27 protein-coding genes and 1 pseudogene are annotated in these 14,691 nt (G+C 36.8%); 12 read left to right on the top strand and 16 right to left on the bottom strand.

Features of this window, described 5'->3' with window-relative positions; translation table 11 throughout:
- Nucleotides 1-9 precede the first annotated feature (9 nt).
- From PVV70_RS07800 to PVV70_RS07770, 7 genes and pseudogenes are all read right to left on the bottom strand, one after another.
- Nucleotides 10-447, bottom strand: coding sequence for a hypothetical protein (locus tag PVV70_RS07800; RefSeq protein ID WP_273758701.1), 438 nt, complete (start codon nt 445-447; stop codon nt 10-12).
- 45 nt (nt 448-492) lie between these two features.
- Nucleotides 493-933, bottom strand: a complete 441-nt coding sequence (locus PVV70_RS07795; RefSeq protein ID WP_273758700.1) for a hypothetical protein — start codon at nt 931-933, stop codon at nt 493-495.
- The gene (locus PVV70_RS07790) at nt 926-1,993 is read right to left on the bottom strand and encodes a YdaU family protein (RefSeq protein ID WP_273758699.1); all 1,068 of its coding nucleotides are present in this window, start codon (nt 1,991-1,993) and stop codon (nt 926-928) included. The genes PVV70_RS07795 and PVV70_RS07790 overlap by 8 nt, the downstream gene beginning before the upstream one ends.
- Nucleotides 1,994-2,179: 186 nt before the next feature.
- Nucleotides 2,180-2,410 carry a hypothetical protein gene (locus PVV70_RS07785; RefSeq protein WP_273758698.1) on the bottom strand — a complete coding sequence of 77 codons (231 nt, stop codon included), beginning with the start codon at nt 2,408-2,410 and terminating at the stop codon, nt 2,180-2,182.
- A 52-nt stretch (nt 2,411-2,462) separates the two neighbouring features.
- A pseudogene (locus PVV70_RS07780) lies at nt 2,463-2,738 on the bottom strand (hypothetical protein); the annotation flags it as partial.
- Nucleotides 2,728-3,078 carry a DUF1376 domain-containing protein gene (locus tag PVV70_RS07775; protein ID WP_273758697.1) on the bottom strand — a complete coding sequence of 117 codons (351 nt, stop codon included), beginning with the start codon at nt 3,076-3,078 and terminating at the stop codon, nt 2,728-2,730. The pseudogene PVV70_RS07780 and the gene PVV70_RS07775, both read right to left, overlap by 11 nt.
- Entirely contained in the window at nt 3,068-3,439 is a 372-nt protein-coding gene (locus PVV70_RS07770) for an endonuclease (RefSeq protein ID WP_273758735.1), read from the bottom strand. Before PVV70_RS07770 ends, PVV70_RS07775 begins: the two co-directional genes overlap by 11 nt.
- Here PVV70_RS07770 and PVV70_RS07765 point away from each other — a divergent pair.
- On the top strand, nt 3,360-3,617 hold the full coding sequence (locus PVV70_RS07765; protein ID WP_273758736.1) for a hypothetical protein: 258 nt from the start codon (nt 3,360-3,362) through the stop codon (nt 3,615-3,617). The two genes, PVV70_RS07770 and PVV70_RS07765, sit on opposite strands and share 80 nt — an antisense overlap.
- Here PVV70_RS07765 and PVV70_RS07760 read toward each other — a convergent pair.
- The 7 genes from PVV70_RS07760 to PVV70_RS07730 all read right to left on the bottom strand — a co-directional run bounded on the left by PVV70_RS07760 (nt 3,608) and on the right by PVV70_RS07730 (nt 7,381).
- Nucleotides 3,608-3,775: a hypothetical protein gene (locus PVV70_RS07760; protein ID WP_273758696.1), complete on the bottom strand. Its 168-nt coding sequence runs from the start codon at nt 3,773-3,775 to the stop codon at nt 3,608-3,610. The genes PVV70_RS07765 and PVV70_RS07760 overlap by 10 nt on opposite strands.
- Before the next feature lie 42 nt (nt 3,776-3,817).
- On the bottom strand, nt 3,818-4,642 hold the full coding sequence (locus tag PVV70_RS07755) for a hypothetical protein (protein WP_273758695.1): 825 nt from the start codon (nt 4,640-4,642) through the stop codon (nt 3,818-3,820).
- An 11-nt stretch (nt 4,643-4,653) separates the two neighbouring features.
- Nucleotides 4,654-4,989, bottom strand: coding sequence for a hypothetical protein (locus PVV70_RS07750; RefSeq protein WP_273758694.1), 336 nt, complete (start codon nt 4,987-4,989; stop codon nt 4,654-4,656).
- A gap of 12 nt (nt 4,990-5,001) precedes the next feature.
- Nucleotides 5,002-5,730 carry a Rha family transcriptional regulator gene (locus tag PVV70_RS07745; protein WP_273758693.1) on the bottom strand — a complete coding sequence of 243 codons (729 nt, stop codon included), beginning with the start codon at nt 5,728-5,730 and terminating at the stop codon, nt 5,002-5,004.
- A 71-nt stretch (nt 5,731-5,801) separates the two neighbouring features.
- Nucleotides 5,802-6,158 carry an antA/AntB antirepressor family protein gene (locus tag PVV70_RS07740; protein WP_273758692.1) on the bottom strand — a complete coding sequence of 119 codons (357 nt, stop codon included), beginning with the start codon at nt 6,156-6,158 and terminating at the stop codon, nt 5,802-5,804.
- A 63-nt stretch (nt 6,159-6,221) separates the two neighbouring features.
- Nucleotides 6,222-6,596, bottom strand: a complete 375-nt coding sequence (locus tag PVV70_RS07735; RefSeq protein ID WP_273758691.1) for a hypothetical protein — start codon at nt 6,594-6,596, stop codon at nt 6,222-6,224.
- A 167-nt stretch (nt 6,597-6,763) separates the two neighbouring features.
- The gene (locus tag PVV70_RS07730; protein WP_273758690.1) at nt 6,764-7,381 is read right to left on the bottom strand and encodes an XRE family transcriptional regulator; all 618 of its coding nucleotides are present in this window, start codon (nt 7,379-7,381) and stop codon (nt 6,764-6,766) included.
- Between the two features lie 109 nt (nt 7,382-7,490).
- Between PVV70_RS07730 and PVV70_RS07725 the strand changes: the two genes are divergently transcribed.
- From PVV70_RS07725 to PVV70_RS07695, 7 genes are all read left to right on the top strand, one after another.
- Nucleotides 7,491-7,742, top strand: a complete 252-nt coding sequence (locus tag PVV70_RS07725; protein WP_273758689.1) for a helix-turn-helix transcriptional regulator — start codon at nt 7,491-7,493, stop codon at nt 7,740-7,742.
- Nucleotides 7,743-7,841: 99 nt separating this feature from the next.
- Nucleotides 7,842-8,207 (top strand): hypothetical protein, encoded by a 366-nt coding sequence (locus PVV70_RS07720; protein WP_273758734.1) that lies wholly within the window; start codon nt 7,842-7,844, stop codon nt 8,205-8,207.
- Between the two features lie 155 nt (nt 8,208-8,362).
- Entirely contained in the window at nt 8,363-8,842 is a 480-nt protein-coding gene (locus tag PVV70_RS07715) for a crossover junction endodeoxyribonuclease RuvC (RefSeq protein ID WP_273758688.1), read from the top strand.
- The gene (locus PVV70_RS07710) at nt 8,832-9,893 is read left to right on the top strand and encodes a DUF1376 domain-containing protein (RefSeq protein WP_273758687.1); all 1,062 of its coding nucleotides are present in this window, start codon (nt 8,832-8,834) and stop codon (nt 9,891-9,893) included. Before PVV70_RS07715 ends, PVV70_RS07710 begins: the two co-directional genes overlap by 11 nt.
- A complete protein-coding gene (locus tag PVV70_RS07705) occupies nt 9,853-10,299 on the top strand; it encodes a hypothetical protein (RefSeq protein WP_273758686.1) in 447 nt (148 codons plus the stop codon). The genes PVV70_RS07710 and PVV70_RS07705 overlap by 41 nt, the downstream gene beginning before the upstream one ends.
- 185 nt (nt 10,300-10,484) lie before the next feature.
- The gene (locus PVV70_RS07700; protein WP_273758685.1) at nt 10,485-10,811 is read left to right on the top strand and encodes a hypothetical protein; all 327 of its coding nucleotides are present in this window, start codon (nt 10,485-10,487) and stop codon (nt 10,809-10,811) included.
- 273 nt (nt 10,812-11,084) lie between these two features.
- A complete protein-coding gene (locus tag PVV70_RS07695) occupies nt 11,085-11,615 on the top strand; it encodes an antA/AntB antirepressor family protein (RefSeq protein WP_273758684.1) in 531 nt (176 codons plus the stop codon).
- A 47-nt stretch (nt 11,616-11,662) separates the two neighbouring features.
- Here PVV70_RS07695 and PVV70_RS07690 read toward each other — a convergent pair whose 3' ends face one another.
- Nucleotides 11,663-12,091: a type II toxin-antitoxin system HicB family antitoxin gene (locus PVV70_RS07690; protein ID WP_273758683.1), complete on the bottom strand. Its 429-nt coding sequence runs from the start codon at nt 12,089-12,091 to the stop codon at nt 11,663-11,665.
- A gap of 67 nt (nt 12,092-12,158) precedes the next feature.
- Nucleotides 12,159-12,350: a hypothetical protein gene (locus PVV70_RS07685; protein ID WP_004859817.1), complete on the bottom strand. Its 192-nt coding sequence runs from the start codon at nt 12,348-12,350 to the stop codon at nt 12,159-12,161.
- A gap of 301 nt (nt 12,351-12,651) precedes the next feature.
- Between PVV70_RS07685 and ssb the strand changes: the two genes are divergently transcribed.
- The 4 genes from ssb to PVV70_RS07665 all read left to right on the top strand — a co-directional run bounded on the left by ssb (nt 12,652) and on the right by PVV70_RS07665 (nt 14,308).
- A complete protein-coding gene (ssb, locus tag PVV70_RS07680; RefSeq protein ID WP_273758682.1) occupies nt 12,652-13,104 on the top strand; it encodes a single-stranded DNA-binding protein in 453 nt (150 codons plus the stop codon).
- A gap of 10 nt (nt 13,105-13,114) precedes the next feature.
- On the top strand, nt 13,115-13,651 hold the full coding sequence (locus PVV70_RS07675; RefSeq protein ID WP_273758681.1) for a hypothetical protein: 537 nt from the start codon (nt 13,115-13,117) through the stop codon (nt 13,649-13,651).
- 64 nt (nt 13,652-13,715) lie between these two features.
- Nucleotides 13,716-13,916 carry a type II toxin-antitoxin system HicA family toxin gene (locus PVV70_RS07670; RefSeq protein WP_273758680.1) on the top strand — a complete coding sequence of 67 codons (201 nt, stop codon included), beginning with the start codon at nt 13,716-13,718 and terminating at the stop codon, nt 13,914-13,916.
- Complete coding sequence (locus PVV70_RS07665; protein WP_273758679.1) at nt 13,913-14,308, top strand: type II toxin-antitoxin system HicB family antitoxin; 396 nt, start codon at nt 13,913-13,915, stop codon at nt 14,306-14,308. Before PVV70_RS07670 ends, PVV70_RS07665 begins: the two co-directional genes overlap by 4 nt.
- Nucleotides 14,309-14,691 lie beyond the last annotated feature (383 nt).

Genomic DNA, 14,691 nt, shown 5'->3' with positions numbered 1-14,691 from the left:
ACTACTTTGCTATGTACTAAGAGCTGTGAGTACAAAATTAACATCTGCACAAAGATCTTTTTCCAAACTTCTACAATACGCAGCAAGATCAGCAGATGTTGGTACAAACGTTGTTGACATATCTTTGGCTTCACCACGTATAATCTGTTCGACAGCATTATATAGCGCCCATCGTGAAATCCCTTGAAGCGCTATGGCATAAGCGTGAGCACAAGCATCTACATTTGCCGTTTGTCGCATTATTAAGCCACCTTCAAGTAAAGCAAAAGCCTTAGCAACATTATTGGAAGAAGATTTTACAGCAATTGTTTCTTTTAACTTTTGACAAGCTTTTATTGCTTTTTTTTCCTCTTCCTTAGTGATCTGTGCATCACCTTGCTTGATGCGCTCTGAAATCTGAGCCAAAAAAATTTTAAGTTCTAATATTTCATCAAAATTTTGTGTCATTTCTCTCTCAATTTTTTATTAAATCAAAAGTACTTTAAAAGTTATTCAAGCTGTTCCATCAGATTGGTTTCTAAAAGGACTTAAACCAATCTTTGTTTTTTTAAACATTTGCATCAGCTTATTCCATTTTTCAGCAGAAACAGGTTCTCCTTTCGGTTTAATCTCTGGTTTATCAAGTGATTTGAATATCCTTTCAACTGTCGTTCGAATATTGTCTTCAAGCTTTTCACAGTAAAGCAGAAGATCTACAGAAGCAGGCATGAACGTTGTCGATAAGCCTTCTGCTTTACCTTTCATCACATCCTTTGTTGCGGTTTTGATTGCCCAACGGCTTAACCCATTGAGAGAAAAGAGATAAGCAACTGCTGTAGCTTTTTCATCTTCTCCGGGTTGGCTTTTAAGCCCACCAGAAAGCATGAGAAACATAGCTTTTATTTCTTCCTCAGAAGCTTTTTCATCAAGCATTTGCAAAACTTCATTACCCAACGAGATAATTCTCTCCGCTTCTGCAGGTGACGGCTTTTTGCCCGGTAACCAATGGAATGGAGGGTTTTGCATCATTCTCGAATAAAAATTTGTACGGACTGTCTGCATTTTTGAAATCGGACATGTGTTGTGTAATTCTATAGGCACGACCGCGCTGTTGTTCTGTTTGAGAATTGGTTTGTTTTCCATAATTTTCTCCTTTTTTGTAATTTTTTGAATTTCTCACCCAGTTACGCCATGTTGCTTGCCAATCACGCTTGCTAGCATCCTTACCCGCCTTGGCATTCCAATAATCTCGAAATTTTGCTATCTCGACCTTCACACGCTCTGGTGGCAAGCCCTCTGCAAGTGCAAAATCGTAATCGGGTTCGAAATCAGCAGGCAATCGACAACCGCGGTCGTTTTTAACCCGCTTGGCTTTCTTAGGAACGCTTGTCTGCTCGTGAATGATTGGTTGGTTTTCTAATGATGTTGCGTTTTGTTCTGATTGGCTATCAACATCATCACACTCGATTGGCTCGTCAACCAAATCGATTGTTTCTAAATCTTCAAATTCAGTTTCTTTTTTTGATAACACGATAGTGTTATTTTTTTTATATATATTATTCTTATTCTTTATAGCTTGATTTTGCTTGTCGTTTGCTTCAGCAAAATTATTATTTTGCTTAACGTTTGCTTCAGCAAAATTATCAACGTGTTGTTTTATATTACTTTTCGCTTGTGCACCTTTTTTACCAGCTTCACTACGAACTCGTGATATGTGATCCTTTTTATCCGAAAAATCTTTTAGCTCTTCTTCAACACGCGTATTCCATAATCCATCATCTGTCTCAATAAGTTTATCATTCCTTATGAGATACTCGACAGTCGTTGAGAATTTTTTTTGTGAACAATGACAAACGCGTGCAAGCGTTTGAAAGTCTGTTTTAAGTGGTGCTTTTTTTTCATACATAAGAACAAGAAGGGTTATATAAATCCCCCGTTGTTCAGATGTCATTCCATTTGTACCACTTATCCAGTCATACAAGTGGAATCTTATCCATGGCATACCATTAGACATGCCCGCTCTCCCTTTCTTTAATTATAAGCCATCTTTTAAAGCGTAAATAACGCATCCCACCGCCTTCAAAACGGCGTGATTTAAAATCAACGATGCCACTAAATATGTCACCTCTCTCTCCACACATCGCCCACCCCGTCTTCGTACCTAGATCAAAACAAAGAATCGTGTTATTCACCGCGCCTCTCAATACATAACGTGTTTTATAAGATTGTTTTTTTTCGAAAGCGGGTTTTGTACTGAACAGCCAACAGCACGTGCTAAAACAGAAGCATCATCATAAAGCGGTTCACAAGTTCTATACATAAAAGCAGTGAGTGTACTATAAGTCGCTTTTTCTGCTGCATCAGTGCCAGCAAAGTCCATAATCCACTCTTGATAAAAATTACGTACCCAAGGTAATTTATTTGCCATCATTCCCCTCCCCCTCTTGAATAAAAGCTGCTTCCTTTAATGCTTCTTCTGCTTTTAACTCCTCTTCAACATCTGAACTCCACAAACGACCATCTTCTAAACAGATAATGTGTCCAGATCTAAATAAATAATCTAATGCCTTTTGAAACCTTTTTACTGAACAGCAAGTAAAATGAGATAATATTTGCGCATCATTGAAAAGAGGTTCTCTGATACGCAACATTTGCAATCGCAACCGCATATAAACATTGCCTTCAATCGCAGGCAAATGTGCAAGATCAAGTAACCACTTGTCTGCAAAAAGCCTCGTCCATGGTAATTTACTGGACATACTTCACCTCCCTTTCTTCATTATTATTGCAAGTGAAATTATCTAGCTCTTCATTTGAGTTGTTGAGTTCTTTTTCAACTTCTAAATTCCACAAACGACCATCTTCTAAACGTATGATGACTCCACATTCAATCAAGGAATTCAAAGCTGCTTCAAACTCTTTTACTGGATAACCAACCGCAAGAGCCAATTCCCTTAAGTCATTTGAAATAGGCTCACCAATATGGAGCATTAGAAGTCGCAACGTGACATAGATACATTTCTCGGTCGGCGACAAACAAAAAAGAGTCAAAAGCCATTTATCAGCAAAAAGCCTTGTCCATGGTAATTTATTGGACATACCCCAATTCCCTTTCTTTAACTAAATGTAAAATTGCTAAAGCATCCGCTTCATTATCATCACAAGGCGCGTGTCCTTTTGCACGTATCGCCTTTATAATCTCTTCTTTCGACGCATTCCCCTTGCCCGTCGTCACTTTCTTAATCGTACAAACCGGTATCCCCTCATACGGTATCTGATGATGTTCACACCACGCCGTTAACGTTGCTAACAAACCACCGTAAACGTGCGCTGCATCAGTTCCAACATGACGCCTCACTTCTTCAAAATACACCGCGTCAATGTTACCTGCTGTCTGCTTTATCTCTGTAAGCCATCTCTTAAAACGTAAATATAGATGCACTATTGCTCCATTTAACATCGACCCAGGAGAAGAAAAGAAATGGGATATTTTTATTCTTCCCCAAAATTTAGATAAACCAGCTTCTCCACTCTTCATTTTAGAACACACTTCATCAAATCATCCAGAAAGAGTGGTTCAAACCAAGTTTTGGACAGAGTTTTTACTTGCTTTTGAAGATGAAAATTCTCAAGAATAAGGTAATTTGTAAATTTTCTCTTCTTGTCTTTCTATTATTTTATCTCTTTTATGTACCTCCTTTATAAGTTTTTGAATTTTTTTATCAAAACAATAAAGTTGAATAGCTAGTTGAATATTGACCATCGTAGATAAACAAAGCGCTGCTATTAAAGCCATTTCTTTCTCCTCACTTACTTTTATTTACAGCCATATTCTGAACTACCTATAATAACGGAGTCGTTCCCATATTCTACGGTGCCAAGGTAGTGATTGCATGTATTGCTGTGGTGTTAATATGGACTCTCTAGTGGTCGCATTATCAATATACTGAAAATTGATAACTTCTTCTTCACCCCTTATTTTTAAGCCTCCCAAAACCACTCCTTTACCACGAACCCAACAATTGCCTTCGTGACTGAGATTATCTTCACTCTCTACAAAACCGCCTAAATCACCTTTTCTTACTTTACCAAAGCTTCTCAAAGCGCGAATGCGATACAACGTACGTCCATAAACCTCAATTGTCTCATCTGTCAGTTCGTATTTTCTGTCTCTACCATCAACAATAGCAATACTTCTAATTAAACCTTTAGAAACACGCGCCACACCATAAACACGGGCATACTCATAAACACGCACACTACCAAAAACCTTTGCATTTTCATAAACCTTGGCATTTTCATAAACCTCGGCTTTGCCATGAACCTTGGCATTGCCATAAACACGTGCATTGCCATGAACCTTGGCATTGCCAAAAATCATGGCATCACCATAAATTTCGGCATTGCCACCAACACAAGCATCATGATGAATGAACGCATCACCAGAAACCTTGGCCTCACCATAAACACGGGCATGACCATAGACACAAGCATCATCATACACCCAGCAATTGCCATCATGGGATAAATTACCTTCATGTTCAATCAAACCACCAAGGTCGCCTTTTTTTACATCACCAAAGTCTCTTAAGGCGCGGATACGGTGTAAAGTACGTCCATTAACTTCAATTGTTTCATCAGTAAGTTCATATTTCTTTTCCATGGTTTTTGCCTCTACCTTAAGATAGCATCACTTCCATAAAATGCTGTTTTGCCAGCTACTATGGCATTACCACCAACTTTTGCGTTATTATAAACTTCGGCATCATCATAAACCTTAGCATTTTCATAAACTTTGGCATTTTCATAAACTTTGGCATTTTCATAAACCCATGCCTCACCACCAACCCAGCAATTGTCATCATGGCTAAGATTTCTTTCACTCTCTATCCAGCCACCAAGATCACCTTTTTTAACATCTCCAAAGTCTTTTAATGCACGGATACGGTAAAGCGTTATTCCATCAATTTTGATTGTTTCATCAGTGAGTTTATATTTCTTTTTTATCATGATAACCTCCTCTTAATGCATACTTTGTCTTTTAAGTTCTTGAGACAGAAGCCCCATGCCTTTTGTGGTAATTTTTGCGCAAGGAATGACTTTTTCTATTCCACTAGCGGTTTGAAGCGTGATAGTTGGACAGTCCATCAGTTGCTTTTGGATTTTGTCTTGATAAGGAAGCAAATTTCCACCTGCTGCACGCCGGTAAACCCAACCTTTTTTCTGTAAAAATTGAATGAATCGTTTTGGTTGCATCTCGAGTATTTTCGCGGCTTCTGTAAGACCAAAGAGCCCATTATGACGCTGTAAGCTTTCAAGTGCCATGGCTTTTGGTGTTAAATCTTCAATAATGCTGTCTTTTTGATCTATTTGCCCTTGGAGGTAATTCAAAAAGCCAATCATAGCTTTTGGACTTGAATAGTCGATTTGTGGTGCGACCACTTGCTTTTCCAATTCTTGCCAGCGATCTATAATCCTAGCACGTAATGTCATGTTATAATCTGAAACTAAGATGAGGCATTCACGTTTGGGGAGATGGTAGCAGTTTTGGGGTTTGCCTTGTTTGTCTAAATAGGTGGATCCAAATTTGGATTGACCCTCTTCAGGGTATAATTCCCCTAACATTTGCCTAATATCACGCATAATGTGTGCATGTTGCTTATTACATAATTCGGCTATCTCACGACTAGACATAGTTTGAACAGTTTGGTTATTAAAATTGCTTTTGGCCGTTGTGACAAAATTATGCATGATGGACTCCTTTAAGAAGCTTGTATTTTTTTCATATGTTCTAATAAAATTTTGCATCATCACTTCCTTAATTAAAGAAAATGCAAGATCTGATATAATATTCTGCCATAGTTTCTGTGGCGTTCTGCTTGAGCAACTTTTCTTGCTGCGTGAATTTTGAAGTGATGATTATCGGTTTTATCTGTTTCTATTTCAGATTTTGGACAAATCTTTTTTTTGTTCCATTCTTGTTTTGTAAAAACAAAATCCACACCTTCTTTTAGATCAAGCTTTTCAACACAATCATTAAACCAAGTATTAAAATCTTGTTTTAAATTTAAGTACCTATGCATGACATGGGCATTGACCATTTGGACATAACCAATACTATTGTCTGCCTCGTTTTCAGATATGAGATATCCTTCACTATCATTATCATGTGTGTTCATAAGTTTACTCTAATCAATTATTGATGGGAAAAAGGGGGCGCTTTTTAAACGCCCTTCAGAATTTTAAAGCACATCACAAGGACGCAAACGGTGCTGTTGTTCATAAGTACCGTAGACCTCATCATTATATCTTTCTTTTGCTAAATCATCTAAAAGGTCATTGTAAGTATCACTTTCGCGTATAAAGTAATGAACCTCGCTCTCCTCATGGAGATGTTCGATATTTTCTTCTACATATGCGTCTGCAATTTCTTCAGAGATATCTTCACAACTTTTTTCAGAAGGATTTATACGAAAGATTTGGATGGCATCATCTCCCTCATCAACAATGCTTAGAATTTGGCTTGCATCAAGCGGTCCAGACTCTGCAATGTTTTGATCATCATCATAAGTAACTAATAAAATTTCATTGGAATTTATAAGAATTGGCTTTTCCATAATTTCTCCTCCCTAACGCCTCTTGGCGATTGTTTGTGCGTGGTTTATGGATATATTTATATAACTATAATTATAAATTATCAAGAGAAAAATTATATTTTTTATAAAAAATATAATAAAGTCTTGTAAAATAATAAGAGAAAAGTGTTTGTTAATATAAAAGATAATTAGCGATAAGACCGAATCGGTTTACTGTAAGAATTCGTTGGTAAGATAGCAAAGATTTCTCCAATCCATGCAATTTTAACATTTTTAATGGGGAGTGCATTCCAAGAGAGCAAATCTATCTCTCCATTTATCCCTCTGCTAATCTGCTTTATATATCTTTTATTATCATGTGTAAGAATAACGGCTTCTTTGCCAAAGAAGGATTCTATTGTTTTGATTTGGCGCCGTCTTACAATAACCATATCCCCATCTTTGTATGCAGGAAGCATAAAATCGCCTTTAACTTCAAAAGCAACCATATCATCAGGTAAAGCAAAAGGGATTTCTACTTGTTCAAGCCCATCTTCTGGAATTTGTTCAAAGCTTGGATCTATCTGTGTACCTGCTCCGATATACCCCATAAGAGGAATAAAAGTCGTTAAGTGATTGTCGCCTGTTAGTTCTTTATATAATTCTAAAATGGCATCTCGATTAGAGCCACGTGGATCAGAATCTTTTAACCACTTAGACACTGAAGCTTGTGTTACGTTCAGCCGTTTGGCTACATCTTCTTGCGTTAAGTTAAACTCGGTCAAAATCTTTTTTAATGTGCTTATAATGTTAGATTTATTACTCATACTTTTGTCTACCTTATTTTTTTGTCGTTGATAAAGATAAATTTCCTTGACTTTATATAACTATAATTATATGAATAAAATGAGACAAAGCTGTAATTGGAGCTTTTAAATGGATAAAAGAGAAGATTTTAAGAATTTGACTAAGTCAATACGAAGAAAATTTAATTGGACACAATCAGAAATGGCTAAAATGCTTGGTGTAACTCAAGCAGCTGTTTGCAAGTGGGAAAAAAGAGGAGCTATCTCTGTAATAAATTATCTGAAACTACAACAATTGAAAAATAGATCTATCCCTATGCCTGCTTTCACACCTGCTTCTACAGATAATAACGAGCACCAGCAGCACCATTCACACTCTTAAAGAAGAAAGATCATGAGAACCGGGATATTGAAGAAATTCTACACACGCATTTGTAGATTAATAGGTTGTAATACGAAAATCGAGAATGGAGATAGATTGGTGGAAGAATGGAAAAAAGTACCATATCGTGACTGTAGCGTAGAAGATCTTGTGAAACGACACGAAACTCACACAACAATTCTTAAAAAACAAGAAGAATGGCATAAGTTAAAATTTGATAGTTGGATGAGATGGCATGAAGCCACTCTTGCAGAGCGAGATAAGTCAATTGAACAACAGCAAGTAGCACTTGAAAACTTATCCTCTTTAATTAAGCAAAAAAATGAAACGCTATACAGCCAAAGGCTAAAGTTAGCTTCACAGATGAAAGTTATTGATGAATTAAATAATAAAATCATTGAGTTAATCAACAAAAAAGAAGAACCAAGATTGATCGATTTTATTTTTGCAGGAGAAGTTTTTTAACTTGCGTCATTTGAACCAAAAATGAGGATTGTTAATTAACAATGAATCATTGCGAGGTTCCTTTTTCAAAAAACATCTTTGCAAGACAAGCAATCGCAACGCGCTCTGTTATGACGCACGCATAAACACACAACAACAACCTTAAGGGGGGAATTATGATCACGCATGCACAAACCAATCTCTTTCTTGATCTAGGCACTAAGACTGGTTGGGCTATTTGCGGTGCAGATAATCACATCATCAGTGGTGTCATGAATTTTCACCCCCGATATTTTGAAGTCGGTGAAATGCATTATTTACGCTTTAAGAGATGTCTATCAGAAATAAAGAAGACCGTAGGCAGCATTGACGCAGTGTATTTTGAAGAAGTACGCCGGCATGTGGGTACTAATGCAGCGCATATTTACGGTGATTTGTTATCAATCTTAACGGCATGGTGTGAACATCATCAGATACCGTATGAAGGCATTCCAGTTGGTACGATTAAGAAAGCAACGACAGGAAAAGGAAACGCCTCAAAAGTAGAAATGATTAAGGCGATGCGTGCAAAAGGGCACGCGCCTGAAGATGACAACGAAGCAGATGCTTTGGCAATTTTATATTTAAAGAAAGAAGGGGGTATGCATGTCCAGTAAAATACCATGGACGAGACTTAATACAGATCAGTGGCTATTTAAACTTTCTGACTTACCACCTATGGAAATCAATGTTTATGTGAAATTGCGAATAAGAATGTTACACACGCGTGAACCTCTTTTGAATGATTCACGAGTATTATCTCATTTTACTTGTTGTACAGTAAAAAGATTTGAAAAGGCGTTAGATTATTTATTTAGATCTGGGCACATCATTTCTTTAGACGATGGTCGTTTGTGGAGTTCAGATGTTGAGGAAGAACTCAATAACTCAAATGAAAATATAAATAAATTTTCAGAGAGAGCACAGAAGGCAGCGCAAGCAAAATGGGCAAAACATTATAAAGAAAAAACAATTAGCGATGATCAAAATGCTAAGCATGATGCCAACGATATGCTTAATGATGCCATTAACAATAACAATAACATATATAATAAAAAAACTAATACTATCGTATTAGCAAAAAAAGAAATTGGTTCTGAAAATTTAGAAACAACCGATTTGGTTGACGAACCAATCGAGGGTGATACCCTCCAAAGCCAATCAGAACAAAATGCAACATCATCAGAAAACCAACCTCCCCTTCACGAGCAAGAAAACATTTCCCAAACAGCAAAACAAGCGAAAGCTAATCGGGGGTGTAGGTTGCCTGATGATTTTGAACCCGATTACGATTTTGCACTCACAGAGGGCTTGCCACCAGAGCGGATCAAAGTCGAAATCGCAAAATTTCGAGATTATTGGAATGCCAAGACAGGTAAGGACGCTAGCAAACGTGATTGGCAAGCAACGTGGCGTAACTGGGTGAGAAATTCAAAAAATTACGAAATCAATCAACAAGGTGGAAACTATGGAAAAACAAGCACTAAACAAACAGAACAGCAGCGTGGCAGGAGTTATCGAGTTGCACAGCACATGTCCAATATCAAAAATTCAGATAGTGTGTACAAATTTTTATTCGAGGATGACAACAGAACTACCGTTCCTTTGGAAAACGGGACAAAAGCCATTGAGTGCAGAAGCGGAGAGAGTTACAGCATTGGTTACTGATGCGTTGCAACAGCTTGAAAGAAAAGCGACGGAAGAGGAAATCCAAACAGCGTATCTTGTCCTTTCAAATGGTCTCAAAAGCCCCATTGGATCAGATGAAAAAGCGACAGCGCTTGCGTATGCTTACACTCTTGAAGGCATAAGCAGCTGGGTATTGCAAACAGCAACAAAGAACGCTTTGAAAGGCAAAGCAGAGGGTTTAAATGCAACTTTTATGCCGTCAACAGCAGATTTTTATCGTTACTGCGAAAAGCTTGAAAGTGATATTCGTTTTCAAGCCAATCGTGTTTTGAAGGTTCTTCAAAAGCCAGAAATCGAGGGCAAAAATCAAGAGGCGACGATAACATCAGAACGCATTGAAAAGCGTCCAAAAGAGCTTGAAGAAGTTTTAAAGGGCATTGAGTGAAAAACAGCAAAGTAGTGAAAAGTGCTAATGGTTTTGTGATTAGATATGCGTTTAAATCGATAAAAAGGCACCATACAGAGTGATTTAGAACTTTTTTTGATACAAAAAACCACATTGTAGGTATAAATGCACTGTACAGTCAAATTTGAGTCAAAAACCCTATTGGCAAATTTAAGGATGAAGACATGCAAATTTTACAACACCTGTTCTTAACACAAAGTAAAAATCCCATGCAAAAAAAGTTTGTGGCAACGGCTGTTGGCTATGTGCCGTGGGGAGATGGAGCGGCTGAGTATTTTTACAATCTCTACGAGTATGAAAACGGTACAAGAGAGTGTGAAAAGTTTGATGGTGGTCAGTATTATACCACACCAGAAAATGCGGATTTTAGCACCAAAGCGCAAGTAAAAGCATGGATATACGGTGGCAACTTACCAAAAAGCATTTTGAATTATGAAGCGTTGATAGATGAGATCAACAAGGAAATCAAAAAACGATCAGGAGCTTCTTGACAATATGGCTACAACATGTCTATTGTCGAATCAGGTGCCTAGAAAACACCTTAGAACAACTAGCGGATTGGTTACCGAAATAATCAGTCTTCTGCAATTTAAAAGCTTTGACTCATTGTATGCTAGACGCATATAATAATATTGTCGGGTGTGGTTATGCTATAAAACACCTTCGCAGGGAAAGCATAACGACGGGCTAGTTGCCGTGTTTTCTAGCACCCGGCACTTTTTGTTGAGTGTCAATAGAAAACTTCTAACAACTAGGAGTTCACAATGACTCTCATTAAAATATCAGAACAAACTGTTGGGCAAGAAATTGTACAAACCGTGAGTGCACGTGAATTACACGTGTTTTTAAAGATCACATCTCGTTTTAACGATTGGATTATTAATCGTATTAAAGAATATGACTTTCAAGAAAATCAGGACTTTGTGAGTTTTACTAAAAATTTAGTAAAACCTAAAAGTGGTCGTCCAAGTACAGAATATTGCCTCACATTAGATATGGCGAAAGAGCTCTCAATGGTTGAGCGCAATGAAAAAGGCAGACAAGCGCGTCGTTACTTTATTGAGTGTGAAAAGAAACTAAGAAGACAGTCAATTGACTATGATAGTGATAAACGCTTTGATTTACCGAGCCATTGGGAGGGTATGAATGCTGGTGAAAAAGCTTTGTATCTTTTAGGTCCTATTCATGTTCGTCTTGTTGATGCTTTTAGAGTAGATGAAGAGAACAAAAAATATAAAGCCATCATTAAAGAAGCAAAGCAGATTTTAGCAAGATCTGTTGTGAAAGCTGCTTAGATTTAAAGGAAGTATGATTATCTTCCCTGCTTTAAGCGGGGAAGAGATCAAGCTGCGTTTTTGATTGTAATAACGACTTGCTTACCAAGAACAGTCAGTGCCTGCTCTAGAGTTTGAAGTTTAGTTGGATAATTTGGATCAAGAATGCGTCTTGCTTCTGTTTCTTTTTTACCCAAACGATGTGCCAATTCTGTTTTTGTGATATTCGCTTCATTAAAGGCTTCTACCACTGCGAGCTTAAGAGCATTCCACGCATCTACCGTAACCTCTACAAGGTCTTTATACTGTTGTCGCATTGGTAAAGGCAAACCACGCATAGGATAGCTCCGTAATGCTAACCCTAAAGCTTCAACAGCATTCTCTAATGCCTCTGCTCTATTTTCTCCAGCTGTTATTGCTTCTGGTACATCTGGAAAGGTTACAATAAAACCACCATCTGGGTCAGATTCCAGTTTTGCTTGATAAGTGTACTCCATGTTTAGGTCTCCTCGCCATAATCGAAATGCTTTTAAAACGAAAAATTAAAGCTGTTGAGAGAGTAACTCATACCCCCAACTGCTTTTTTATTATTTTCACGTAAAGTGGGGTCAATTCACCAGATTTTATAACGGTTGTCTTGTCTCCAAAAGTTACCAAATAATGTGACCCTTTACCTGCATCAGGAGCTTCACTGTAATGAATGCCTCTTTTTCTGGCTTCTTTACGTAATTCTCTAAGCAGTGCTTCTCGTTTCATTTAGCCTCCCCTTTCTGCATAAAATGAATATCGCACAAAAAGGTTCGACAGTCAACAATAAATCGAACAAAAAAGTTTGATACAGACTCTTAATGAAAGGATATTTATTGAAAAGTTAAAAGCAGAAATAAGAAAGCCGTGCCATTTGTGTGACATGGTTTTTTGATGCATGATTTGTCAAATAATATTATAATGTAATACTTAAAAAACTGTTATTAACAAACTGAAATAATTGAAAAAATAAGCAAATTATGCTAAGATTTTATACGTTTTAAATTGCAAGTCTAATGGGGCTACAAACATGCTAAATAAAGTGACGTTAATCAGGCGCCTTGGTGCTGATCCCGAAAGCAAAACAATGACTTCTGGTGGTGAGGTGGTCAATTTTCGTATGACAACTTCTGAGAGCTATACAGATAAAAAGACCAATCAAAAAGTAGAAAAAACTGAATGGCATTCCGTGGTGATCTTTAATCCATATTTGGCAAAAATTGCTCTTCAGTATCTCAACAAAGGTTCAAAGGTTTACGTAGAAGGAAAATTACAGACACGCAAATGGCAAGATAAAAATGGTGGTGAACATTATACAACAGAGATTGTTTTACCACAATTCAAAGGCGAGTTGTATTTGCTTGATGCAAAGAAAGAGCAATCAGCATCCTCTACCCCTTCACCCATTACTTCTCAAAATTATGCTATCGCCTCTGGTGTCTCCGATTATAGCGTATCTCTTCATGACAGCATACCATTCTGATTGAAAAAATATGACAAAAAGAAAAAAACGAGCAAAACGTGGTCGTCCACGCATTGAAGGATGTATCAGAGAACCCAATGGGCGTATCTCACGGACAAAAATGCCTCGTGATCCTATCGATAAATTGGCAATTGAAATGCGTGCCAAACGCTTCTGTTTGACCATAGAAGAGGCAAAAAATCCGCTTTCCGGTACTTATATCGGACGGCTTTACTTACAAGGAAATCTCAATCAAGATCAATACGATGCTGCACAAAAATATCTTGAAGTAAGAAATGATTACCTCTGTGCAAAAACATTGCCTAGTGCAATTTATAATGAAATGCCCTCATCTTCTGATGAAGCAGCTAGAAAAAAGTGGGCTGAATTTGCAACAAAACAATTTTTGAATATGCAAGAGGTAATAAAAGAAACACAACACCTTTATAGACAGTACAATTTTTATGCTGCATTGCAATATCTTGTTATAGAAAATCAAGAGTTAGCATATCTTGTACCTTCATTGCATATCGTTCTTAATACTCTCCAAAAATATTTTGGTTATTAAAAACATTGACTTAAAATAAGAAAAAGTATAATGTGTAAATATATACACATTATGAGATTGGGTAATGGAACAAAACAGCCGAAAGATAATTGCAAAATTAAAACGCGATGGCTTTGAGTTTGTGAAAGTGAAAGGTTCACACCATAAATTTAAAAAAGATGGTAAGGTTGTTATTGTTCCACATCCTAAGAAAAATCTTCCAATCGGTACAGCGCGTTCTATTGCATTACAAGCAGGCTGGTTAAAAAAAGGAGAAGAAGAATGAAAAGATTTTTTGCTCTTGTTCATAAAGATGAAGATGCTGCTTTTGGTGTTCAGTTTCCTGATTTTGAAGGTCTATTCTCTGCTGCTGATGAAGGAGAAAATCTTATTATAAATGCTACCGAAGCCTTACAACTTTATTGTGAAGATATGGATACAGTGCCTGTTCCTTTAAAATTTGAAGAAGTAATACAACAGAAAGCTGTTAAAAAAGCTTTATCAGAAGGAGCTTTTTTAATACAAGTTCCTTTTATTGAAAATGATGCAGAAGTTGTACGTACAAATATATCAATTGAACGAGGGCTTTTACGTGCAATTGATAATTGCGCACAAGAGAGAGGTTTAACAAGATCTGCTTTTTTGGCAACAGCAGCCCGCCATGAGCTTAATATTTAGCTATATATTAATGAAAATCAAAAAGCAGCAGGTAAACAAATTGCTATAGTTAAGAGGGATATGACTATCATTGATATCATATACACGGCATCTAATATTTCTGTACCTGTCATTTCTCTTCCCTGCTACAATAACTGTTTAATTAATTTATAACATGTAAAATGTTTTCAGAATTCTATATATTTTGCTTTAAAATAGAAATTATACAATATTTAGATTTTTCTGTTGACAATGTGTGAAAAATTTTATTTAATGTCAGTACGGCACTAGTCGTATTGTATCTAAAATTCAAAAATATCCTCTAAAATTTGATAAAATATTAAGCTTTAAAAGCAGTTTAAATTACTGTTTTTATTGATAAAATTGGCTTATCTATTTTGCAT

This window comes from Bartonella sp. AU55XJBT (genome assembly GCF_028618525.1).
This window is presented reverse-complemented; position numbering and strand designations above follow the sequence as displayed.